Below are 10,457 nucleotides of genomic sequence, written 5' to 3' on the forward strand. Positions count from 1 at the left end.
CGCCGCTGCCACGTGAAACCAGCGCAACGCGACCGATGCATCCGATGCTGCTGCTGATCTGCCGCGACGCGCAGGTGTGTAAAACCCTCGCCGCCGACGCCGCGCAGGCGCTTAACGCGGATGTACAGCTCTACTCCCTCAGCTGGCAGTTAACCAAACAGGAGATGGCTCATGGCTAATACCGACTCAACGTTGCCGCACGCTTCCGGCGCGCGCGCCAGCCACAGCAAAACCGGTCGCCTCGCGGCGGCCAGCTCCATCGGAACCGCGCTGGAGTGGTATGACTTCACGGTCTACAACATCATGGCGGCGCTGGTGTTTAACCACGTATTTTTCCCCAGCTTCGATCCGCTGGTCGGCACTATTCTGGCGTTTTCCACCTATGCGGTCGGCTACATCTCCCGTCCGGTGGGCGGCTTTATCTTTGGTCATCTCGGCGATGTCGCCGGGCGTAAAGCGGTATTGATCACCACATTAGTGATTATGGGCGTCACCACCGCGCTGATGGGCCTGCTGCCCGGCTATGCGGTATGGGGCATCTGGAGTCCGGTGCTGTTGGTGGCCTTGCGCTTTGTTCAGGGCATTGCATTAGGCGGCGAATGGGCCGGTGCGGTGTTGCTGTCGATGGAGCATGGCGATGCCAACAAGCGTGGCCGTAACGCCTCGTTTGCGCAGGTGGGGCCATCGTGCGGGACCTTGATTGGCACCGGATTTATCACGCTGGTGACGGTGGCCTTGAGCGGCGAGCAGTTTCAGGAGTGGGGTTGGCGCATTCCGTTCCTGCTGAGTCTGCTGCTGGTGATGTTTGGTTTATGGCTGCGTCGCGGCGTGGAAGAGACACCGACCTTTGTCGCGATGCAGCAGGCGGAGAAAACCACCCATACGCCGCTGAAAGAGGTGTTTGTGCGCTATCCGCGCGAGCTGCTGATCGCGGGCGGTTCACGCATTGGCTCTGACGTGCTGTATGCGCTGGTGGTGGTATTCACTCTCACTTACGTCACCACTGTGCTGCAGCTGCCGCGTCCGCTGGCGTTGATGGCCACCATGCTCGGTGCGATCGGCAATGCGATCACGGTACCGATGTTTGGCGCGCTCTCCGACAAACTCGGCCGTCGCCCGGTTTACATTGCCGGTGCGCTGCTGGCCATTGTCTGGTCGTTTGTATTCTTTGTGCTGCTGGATAGCTCACAGCCGGTGCTGATCGTGCTGGCGGTGATTGGCGGCTTGCTGATTCACGCGGTGATGTATGGACCGCAGGCGGCGTTTGTCACCGAACAGTTCCCCAGCCACGTACGCTACGCCGGATCGTCACTGGCTTACACGCTGGCGGGCATCATCGGCGGCGGCTTTGCGCCCTTGATCATTACAACCTTGTACAAAGAGATGGGCAGCACGCTGTGGGTATCGCTGTATGTCAGCCTGGCATTACTGATCACGCTATTTGCGCTGTGGAAGGCGAAAGAGACCGCGCATCGCCCGCTTTAATCAGAGAGGTGTTTGGCGAGGGATTGCCAGACTTCAGCAGAGGGGAACAACAAGGCGCGGCACGCGCGACCTTATTAGTGCAGTTTTTTCGCCAGGATACGAATGGCTTTCTCGCAGGCAACTTTGGTTTTGCTATCAGTGGAACGCAAACTCAGGCGATACAACGCGCCAATAAGTTCCTGAACGGTAAGCGCTTCATCAGGACGAAGGATACGTGTCACCACCCTTCCCACCAATGCGCGAATCTCTTCCGTAATATCTGAATCTTCGTCTTTCACTTGCCCTCCGGCTTTACGCTTCGCTTATTTAGGAAGTATCCGCCTCCTAATTAGACAAATTTTAGTCCAGCAGCTTCATTACTAACTTGATGGTCTCAGGTTCATCTTTTACATCCGTGATCTTGCCCACAACGCGCATGCCAAAGGCGATACAGAGAATCAATCCGGCGGCGGTATCGACATCCAGATTGGGCGTGACCGATCCATCTTCCTGGCCCTGTTTGAGTAACGAGGCGAGGAAGTTTTTATTGCGTATGACCGCTTCACTGACCAGTTGCGAGAGATCGTCATCCAGCACCTGTAGCTCCACCGCGCTGCCCACCACTAAACAGCCGGTGCGACCTTCCACCGCCCGCGCGGAATCGAGGTAAAACTGCAGTAACTCGCTGAGCTTCTCACGGCCCGTGGTGAACTGCGCCAGACGCTGACGCAGATCGGCGTTACGCACCGAAAGGTAGCGTTCAAACACCAGCAGAAACAGGCTGCGCTTATCTTTGAAAGCCTTATAAATGCTGCCCGCCGTCAGCCCCATCGCCTCGCCCAAATCATTCAGTGAAGCGGCATGAAACCCCTTTTGCCGAAAAACAATCATGGCTTTATCCAGAGCCTGTTCGATATCGAACTCTCTTGGGCGGCCACGCTCTCTGTTTTTCATGTCGGTGGTTGGCGTTTTGCTCATAGCGGATGGCATTGGGTAATGCGGGTTTCCAAAAGTTGACGGAAATGTCTTATCGGTGGTTACTATATCGCAACAAACCATTGTTTGTATAGACAGGTAGACGTAACGCCTTATAGAGCAATGAGTTAGCTTGTAAAGCCTGACTTTATCACCGCTCCACCTCACGCAATTTCAAATCTTCGAGTTAGCTCACAGCCCTGCCAGGCAAATCGCAAATCCTGTGCCAGGATTAATTCACCCGCTGGCATCAGGCCAGCAAAGGGGAGCACACATTAACCACTAACCAGGGAGTTCGACATGAACGAAGATCGTATTAGCGGCAACTGGAAGCAGTTCAAAGGTAAAGTGAAGGAAAAATGGGGCGACCTGACTGATGATGATATGACCGTGGTCGAGGGAAAACGCGATCAGCTGGTCGGTAAAATCCAGGAACGCTACGGTTATGAAAAAGACCGTGCGGAGAAAGAAGTCAAAGAGTGGGAAGATTCGAATAAGTTCCACTGGTAAATCCTGACGTTATGCCGGACAACCCGTGTCCGGCATGCAACCATCAGTGCTGCGTTGAATCATCCGCCGCGACGTTCTTAGCCCTAAAGCTCATCACGTTTTCTTCAGATTTGTCAGCGTTGTCGGCTGTGCTGCTGCTCTTGACCAACTGTAAAGCCAGTCGGGCAACCCGCACATCTTCCGCCGTATCACCGGCATGAATCATCTTCTCTAATTGCGCGAGTAGCGTGGTGCGCGAGACCGGTGCATCCTGATTAAATAATTCAAGCACGGCATCACCAATCGCAATGTCGCATAGCTGTTTATCATTACTGTTTTTCATGGGCTCTCTGTAACCGTCTAAACCAATCCTGGCCGGAGGATCCTGACGTGGCTGAGCATACCCACTGAGAAAAAAACGTCAAATATAAAAAAATGTCGATGCAATCGAAAATGCATCGACATGAAGCGCCAGACATTACACGTCGAGTTTGCGGCCTGTCAGCCACTCCACCATCGCGGGATCGCGGTGCGAGAAGAAGGCGATGAGATCCGCCAGACGATCCGGCTGGAAGTTGCTGACGCCAATCGCTTTGATCTTGCCTGCCTGCTGCAACTCTTCCATCGCCCGCCACGCGCCGTGCACATCGCCGTACGGCTGGTGAATCACCTGCACATCGCCACCGTGTTTATTCACCACATCTCGCCACTGGCGCGCCATTGCCAGCCTTACGCGCCAGCTGTCCTGCGCTGGCATGGCGCTGGGTTTATCCGGGATGTTATCGCCATAGAAGATCAGAATAGGAATTTTGGTCAGCGCCATAAACTTATCCAGCGCCACCGGTTCACCCTTCAGCGTATCGAACGCGCTGGGCATCGCTGGCGGTAATTCATTTTCTGGAAACACAAAGCCGCTGCCCGGTTCAAAGGCGACGATCGCTTTGACCTTGCTGTTTTTCATCGCGGTGTACCAGCCAGGTCCGCCGCCCTGCGAATGGGTAAACAGAATAGCGGGACCGCTTTTATCGACCACGGCGGAGAGCGCATCCGAAATCACATTGACGTCAAACGGCCCGGTATTGGGCGTCATCTGGCGGAAGTATTGGTTCAGCGCCTCTTTGTCCTGTGAGAACTGCACGCCTTTGAAGAAGGTGGGCCACACGCCGAGGCGGAACTGATTGAACCACAGCTGCTCATCCGGTTTCGGCGTTAGCGTGCTCTCCACCGTACTGCGACCGGCGCTACCGCGACGCGGCTGATCAACCAGATAGGTGGCAAATCCGCGCCGCAGAAAGAGGTTCTGGAAGCCTTCGCGGCCATCCGGCGTGCTTTCCCAGGTGCGGGAAAACTGCCCGGCGCCGTGCAGCATCACGATGGGATATTTATGCGCATGCGGTGGAGTTTGATAAAATACCGCCGCGTGATCGCCATGATTAGTCTGGCCTGCGGCATCCAGCGGCTTTTTGGCATCGAACTGCCCTGGCGCGGTTATCACCGTGCCGCCCGCCGCAAAACTACCTTGTTCCTGAATCACTAAAGGTTCCGCCTGTGCGGCGGCGATAAAGCTGGTCGCCAGCAGACAGATGCTCCAGATTTTAAGCGTATTTTTCAACAATCTTTCCTCTCTAATCAACAGCTAACCTAGATTGCCAGCAATGCGCATTCCGCGCGTTCCGCCGCCGCAATTTCCCCATTGGCACGCAACAGGTTCGCCAGCTGCTGCAACTGGCCGCGCGTGATCCCTACGCGCAAGCTGGCGCGCGTATGTGACAGCAGCTGCGATTCTGCGCCCGGCGTGGCGGCCAATGCGCCGACTGTCGCCAGCTCGCGGCTTTGCCAGTCAAGGTTGTCACGGGCAAAAATATCGCCAAACAGATGGGTTTGCAGGAACTGGTTGATCACCGGTGCGAAGTCGAAAAGTGGTCCTTGCACCGGTGCGCCAGAAATTTTGGTCTGGTTATCGGTGCCCAGCTGACGCAGCGCATCGCCCACCGGAACCGGCTGCACCGGCTCTTTGCCCACTTCATCCCTGATACCGCGCTGCTTGCGCGCTTCCGTGACTTTCATCAGCGCGCTCAGCGCATTGAGACTACGCGGGAAACCGGTATAGGCATACAGCTGCACCAGGATCTCTTTGGCTTCGTTTACCGTCAATCCGGCGTCCAGCCCCTGTTTAAGTGCGCCATCCAGCATTTCCATATTGCTGGTTGCCATAAACGCCGCCATCAGCGGAATGGCTTGTTGACGTGCCGAGAGCGTCTCGGGCTGCATTGTTGATGTATTCATATGAAGGTTTTCCTCGTTTCAGTGGTGCGACTTTGCCGTGGTGGCGGTGATCGCCATGACCGCACTCGCCACGGTAAACAGCGCGATAATCCAGCCCATGGTCCACGGCGTGCCGTCGCTTAACAGCGCCAGCATCAACGATGAGATGATGCCGCTGCCGTATTGCAGCGAGCCAATCAGCGCCGAGGCGGAACCCGCCATATTCGGCACCGCATCCATCGCTGCCGCAGTTGAAGTGGCGGCGATGATGCCGTTCATCGAGAAGAATACGAACACCGAGAGAATGATCATCACGATGCCGCCGAACTGCAGTTTGCTGCAGAGCGCGAGGATCAGCGCCGCCACGGTGGCGGTTAACACCGCACACTTCAGCAGCGACTCAAGCGGATAGCGATGCACTAAACGTCGGTTGACCATGCTCACCGCCATCAAACCCACCACGTTGACCGCAAACAGCCAGCCATAGTGCTGCGCATCAATGCCGAAGTAAGAGATGTAGACAAAAGGCGAGCCGGTAATAAAGGCATAGGCCGCAACGTAATAGCACGCCACGCACAGGGTAAACCGCATGAAATGGCGATTTTTCAGCAGTGCGAAATAGTTGCGAAACGCGCCTGGCAGCGAGGCTTTCACCCGTTTCTCCGGCGGCAAGGTTTCCGGCAACCAGCAGATCAACATCAGCATCACGCCGCCGATAGCCGCTAAAAGCCAGAAGATGGCATGCCAGGATGTCACGCGGATCATCTGCCCGCCCAACAGCGGCCCGGCAATTGGCGCAATCGCCATAATTACCATCAGCGTCGAGAGCATCTGCGCAGCACGCGAGCGAGCAAACAGATCGCGAATCATGGCGCGCGCCAGCATCGGTCCGGTACAAGCGCCTAAAGCCTGGAACACACGCCAGAACACGATGTGGGTGATGTCAGTGGAGAGCGCACAACCCACTGAGCCGATGACAAACAGTGTCAGGCCAATAAACAGCGGCGTTTTACGGCCGAAGTGATCGCTCAACGGCCCCCAAATCAGCTGGGCAATACAGAAGCCAATGAGAAATCCGGTGATGGTGAGTTCCGCATCGCCGTGCAGCTCGCGCGCCATGATCGGCATGGCGGGCAGATAGATATCCGTGGATAGCGAGGTGATCGCCATCAACGCACTTAAAATGAGAATAAACGGCAAACCGCGCGATTTGACGGTGAAGGATTGCGTACGCGTTGAGGCGTGATCCATGTTGAATTCCAGAGAGATCGAATTCGTCCATGTTAGCGGATGGTATTGTGAAGATAATGGCCTGAAATAGTATTGGGTCTATGAGGTTGATTCATTAATACGAGGTCGTCATAAATGGCGATCGGTTGTACATGGCGTTAATCCCTGCCTCATGAGACACTCTGGCTTATTTCGTCAAAATGACCATTTCACGCCATGAAAACCTTTCTGATTATTGTGCCCGACGGCGGCATGCTGTTCGAAGCGGCAGGTATCGCCGACATCCTGATGCGCGCCAACCAGCATCTTCCGGTTGGCGTTGACCAGCAACGCTATCGCGTCAGCCTCGCCACCACTCAATCGCATCAGGTGATCCACGGCCAATCCGGCCTCAATCTATTAGCCGACCTCAAACTGGCCGATCTCGATCCGCGCAGTGCGTGGGACACCATCATGATCACCGGACGCGGCGACAGCGCGGAAGAAGGCAATATGGTGGTCGATTTCATTAAGCTGGCGGCTCCGCATGCGCGCCGCGTAGTGTCGGTGTGTGGCGGCGCGATGCTACTGGCGGAATCCGGCTTGCTGGATGGCCGCCGTGCCACCACGCACTGGCGCTTACTCGATACCTTACAATCACGCTATCCGGGCATTCAGGTGGAAGGCGGTCCGCTGTTTATTCAGGACGGACCGATCTGGACCTCCGGCGGCGTCAGCTCGGGCTTTGACCTGACACTGGCGCTGGTGGAAGAGGATTTCGGCTTTAGCGTGGCGCGCGACATTGCGCAGGATATGGTGATGTATTTGCGTCGTCCCGGCGGACAGATGCAGTTCAGCCGGTTTCATCTGCAAAGCCCGAGCGCCATTGGCCCGATTGGTGAATTGCAGCGCTGGATCCGCGCCAACCTCGCTGACGATCTGTCGGTGGAGAAGCTGGCGGAACGCGTTGCCATGAGCCCGCGCAACTTCACCCGCGTGTTTACCCGAGAAATCGGTGCGCCGCCCGCGCGCTATGTGGCCGAAGCGCGCCTCGCCGCCGCGCGTGAAAAGCTGGAGCAAAGCAACGACACGCTGGATCGCATCGCACAACATACCGGCTTTGGCAGCAGCATCAATTTACGTCGCAGTTTTGAGCGCCAACTGCATCTCACGCCGGGCGAATATCGCCAACGCTTTCACTGCAGAAAATTGGCGTAAAGTGATCCTTTTTTGGCGTTTACGCCATCACACCATCGGCTTAGAGTGACTCCAGCATCCTCGGAAAAGGAGTCAATCATGACTAAGATCGGCATCAACGGCTTTGGCCGTATCGGACGTAACGTTTTTCGCGCAGCGCTGGGCAGCGATGATATTGAAATCGTCGCCATCAACGACCTCACCGACAGTAAAACCCTCGCGCATCTGTTGAAACACGATTCCCTGCTCGGCAGGCTGCCGGCAGAAGTGGAAGCCGGCGAAGGCGAATTGCGCATTGATGGCAAAGCAGTGCGCGTGTTCAGCGAGCGCGATCCGGCGAATATTCGCTGGCGCGATGTCGGCGTGGATATCGTGATTGAAGCCACCGGCTTCTTCACCGAACGTGACAAAGCCGCCGTGCACATCACCAGCGGTGGCGCGAAACGCGTGATTATCTCCGCGCCGGGCAAGAACGATGACCTGACAATTGTGTTGGGCGTCAACGATCAGCGTTACGATCCGCAGCAGCACTTTGTGGTGAGTAACGGCAGCTGCACCACCAACGGCTTAGCGACAGCGGCGGCGGTGCTGCATCAGGCGTTTGGTATTGAGCACGGTTTAATGAACACCACGCATGCTTATACCAACAGCCAGGTACTGCACGACCAGCCAGAGAAAGATCTGCGTGGTGCGCGGGCGGCAGCGCTGTCGATTGTTCCTTACTCAAGCGGTGCGGCGAAGGCGCTCGGTCGGGTGATTCCGGAGCTGGATGGTCGATTGACCGGCTATTCCCTGCGCGTGCCGGTGCCGGTGGTTTCGATTGTGGATTTAACCGTGACGCTGAAACGCGATGTGACAGCAGAAGAGGTGAACGACGCTTTTAAAGCGGCGGCGGCAGACGGTCCGCTGAAGGGGATTCTCGGATACAGCGACGAGCCGCTGGTATCGAGCGATTATCAGGGCGATGCCCGTTCATCGATTATTGATGGGCTTTCGACGCTGGTGATTGGCGGTAATCTGGTGAAGATCCTTGCCTGGTACGATAACGAATGGGGTTTCTCGAATCGTTTGGTGGATTTAGCACGGTTGATGGCACAACGCGGGTTGTAAGGTAGGGTCGCCATTAATGGCGACCTTTTCACCCATAACTCCGTTACTTCAATCCAATCGCATCCTTCAGGGTAAAGAACAGATCAGTCTGATCGGTCAAGCCGACCACGTTGGCCGCATGCGGGCCATATGCCGCAATACGCACTTGCGAACCAGTGTGCTCCTGCGAATCCTCTTCTGAATTGCCATAGCTGATGGTCATCACCGCACCATCTTTGGTGTTCACCGCCTGCGTCAGGCCCGGCGCTTTGGTGCCGTTTTCCACGATCTGGCTGCTGTGCGCGTGATCGGCGGTCACCACCACCAGCGTGTCGCCGTGCTCGCGCGCAAATGCCAGCGCCTGCTGCACCGCTTCATCCAGATCGACGGTTTCACCAATCTGACCGCATGGATTAGCCGCATGATCTTGCTTATCAATCGACGCGCCTTCTACCTGCAGGAAGAAGCCTTTCTCATTAGTGCTCAACAGATCGATAGCTTTTTTGGTCATCTGCGCCAGCGTTGGTACCGAAGCTGGACGCTCTTTATTCACTTCGCAGGTCACTACCGGCTTATCAATGTTGCCATGATAGCTGGCTTTCGGTCCCTGCCAGCGAACTGGCATATTGCCGTCGGCGAACAGGCCAAGCACCGGTTTATTCTGATCTGCCTGCTGAATGGCGTTCATGCCATCCAGATTATCAATCCATTGATAGCCCAGCGCCTGTGCCTGTTCGCGCAGGGTTTTGCCCTGATACTCGCCAGCTTTGGCGGTTTCGCCGAAGGATTTCGCGCCGCCGCCTAACGTAACGTCCGCACGGGTTTTCAGCATCTGCTCGGTAATCGAGCCTTTACCGCCCTGCTCCAGCGCATTGGTTGGGCACAGCTCGCTGGTTTTCTCCGGGCCGTAGCATTTGCGCGAGGTGACGTGGGCGATTAACGCTGCTGGCGTGGCGTCCTGCAGCTCAGCGGTGGAGACGTTGCCGGTGGCTTTACCGGCGGCTTTCGCCAGCTCAAGAATCGTTACCTGATCTTTGCCGTTCACGTCGACGCCAATCGCGCCGTTATAGGATTTGGTGCCGGTGGCCCACGCGGTGGCCGAGGCGGCGGAATCCGTCACGTAATTTGGCTTGTGGGTTTTCTTGTCTAATGAATAGTGCGTGTATTGACCGGTAAGCGGCAACGCATCAAGACCGGGGAAGAAACCGCCTGCACCACGCGCCTGATTACGCGCGGCGGTGATTTCCGAATCTCCCATGCCGTCACCAATCAGCAGAATCACGTTTTTCGCGGTGCTATTGATTAGTGAAGCTTTCAGCGCTTCAGTCTGGTCGCCAGTGAGACGACGCGCGCCGCCGTGCTCAGTGAAATCGCCAGAAGCGGCGCGGGAATATTGCGCATCTTCTGCCACTGCTGATGTCGCGATCAGCGAAGCCAGCAGCGTAACCGTAAAGAGAGGTATCTGTTTCATTTATAAGCATCCTTATCCATAGATATAACCAAATGTTTCCGCGGACAAGTCTGCGACAGTGCGGTGACATTTTTGTGACAGAAAGGGAATGATTTGATGACAGAATCACCATGATGAGCAGGCTAACGGCAATACGCTCAGAGCTTAAGCGAATAGAACAAAAGGAGAAAATAGCACTTGACCCTTTTCAGCGATCTCCCTATAGTAGCGCCCCGTTGACCCAGCGCGGTTGACAAAAAAATGTGGTGAGGTGTCCGAGTGGCTGAAGGAGCACGCCTGGAAAGTGTGTATACGGCAA

General features: G+C 56.1%; 10 protein-coding genes and 1 pseudogene. 4 read left to right on the forward strand and 7 right to left on the reverse strand.

Annotated elements, in window-relative coordinates:
• Positions 1-171 precede the first annotated feature (171 nt).
• The gene (locus RTM06_RS21005; RefSeq protein WP_312184586.1) at positions 172-1,485 is read left to right on the forward strand and encodes an MFS transporter; all 1,314 of its coding nucleotides are present in this window, start codon (positions 172-174) and stop codon (positions 1,483-1,485) included.
• 74 nt (positions 1,486-1,559) lie between these two features.
• Here the strand turns inward: RTM06_RS21005 and RTM06_RS21010 are convergent, their stop codons facing one another.
• Complete coding sequence (locus RTM06_RS21010; RefSeq protein WP_101764092.1) at positions 1,560-1,763, reverse strand: hypothetical protein; 204 nt, start codon at positions 1,761-1,763, stop codon at positions 1,560-1,562.
• 61 nt (positions 1,764-1,824) lie between these two features.
• Positions 1,825-2,454: a TetR/AcrR family transcriptional regulator gene (locus tag RTM06_RS21015; protein WP_312184587.1), complete on the reverse strand. Its 630-nt coding sequence runs from the start codon at positions 2,452-2,454 to the stop codon at positions 1,825-1,827.
• 285 nt (positions 2,455-2,739) lie between these two features.
• Here RTM06_RS21015 and RTM06_RS21020 point away from each other — a divergent pair, with 285 nt between their 5' ends.
• Positions 2,740-2,949 (forward strand): CsbD family protein, encoded by a 210-nt coding sequence (locus tag RTM06_RS21020; RefSeq protein ID WP_008107582.1) that lies wholly within the window; start codon positions 2,740-2,742, stop codon positions 2,947-2,949.
• 43 nt (positions 2,950-2,992) lie between these two features.
• Here the strand turns inward: RTM06_RS21020 and RTM06_RS21025 are convergent, their stop codons facing one another.
• The 4 genes and pseudogenes from RTM06_RS21025 to RTM06_RS21040 all read right to left on the reverse strand — a co-directional run bounded on the left by RTM06_RS21025 (position 2,993) and on the right by RTM06_RS21040 (position 6,444).
• Positions 2,993-3,271 carry a hypothetical protein gene (locus RTM06_RS21025; protein WP_312184588.1) on the reverse strand — a complete coding sequence of 93 codons (279 nt, stop codon included), beginning with the start codon at positions 3,269-3,271 and terminating at the stop codon, positions 2,993-2,995.
• Between the two features lie 195 nt (positions 3,272-3,466).
• Positions 3,467-4,297 (reverse strand): annotated as a pseudogene (locus RTM06_RS21030) (alpha/beta fold hydrolase); the annotation flags it as partial.
• 272 nt (positions 4,298-4,569) lie between these two features.
• Complete coding sequence (locus RTM06_RS21035; protein ID WP_312184589.1) at positions 4,570-5,214, reverse strand: carboxymuconolactone decarboxylase family protein; 645 nt, start codon at positions 5,212-5,214, stop codon at positions 4,570-4,572.
• An 18-nt stretch (positions 5,215-5,232) separates the two neighbouring features.
• Positions 5,233-6,444: a multidrug effflux MFS transporter gene (locus tag RTM06_RS21040; protein ID WP_312184590.1), complete on the reverse strand. Its 1,212-nt coding sequence runs from the start codon at positions 6,442-6,444 to the stop codon at positions 5,233-5,235.
• Between the two features lie 195 nt (positions 6,445-6,639).
• Here RTM06_RS21040 and RTM06_RS21045 point away from each other — a divergent pair, with 195 nt between their 5' ends.
• Both RTM06_RS21045 and gap read left to right on the forward strand, forming a co-directional pair.
• Complete coding sequence (locus RTM06_RS21045) at positions 6,640-7,620, forward strand: GlxA family transcriptional regulator (protein WP_312184591.1); 981 nt, start codon at positions 6,640-6,642, stop codon at positions 7,618-7,620.
• Positions 7,621-7,698: 78 nt separating this feature from the next.
• Positions 7,699-8,709, forward strand: coding sequence for a type I glyceraldehyde-3-phosphate dehydrogenase (gene gap, locus RTM06_RS21050; RefSeq protein ID WP_312184592.1), 1,011 nt, complete (start codon positions 7,699-7,701; stop codon positions 8,707-8,709).
• Positions 8,710-8,752: 43 nt separating this feature from the next.
• Here the strand turns inward: gap and phoA are convergent, their stop codons facing one another.
• Positions 8,753-10,159 carry an alkaline phosphatase gene (phoA, locus tag RTM06_RS21055; protein WP_312184593.1) on the reverse strand — a complete coding sequence of 469 codons (1,407 nt, stop codon included), beginning with the start codon at positions 10,157-10,159 and terminating at the stop codon, positions 8,753-8,755.
• Positions 10,160-10,457: the final 298 nt, after the last annotated feature.

Source organism: Pantoea sp. CTOTU46764 (genome assembly GCF_031974595.1).
GTDB classification, from domain to species: domain Bacteria; phylum Pseudomonadota; class Gammaproteobacteria; order Enterobacterales; family Enterobacteriaceae; genus Pantoea; species Pantoea trifolii.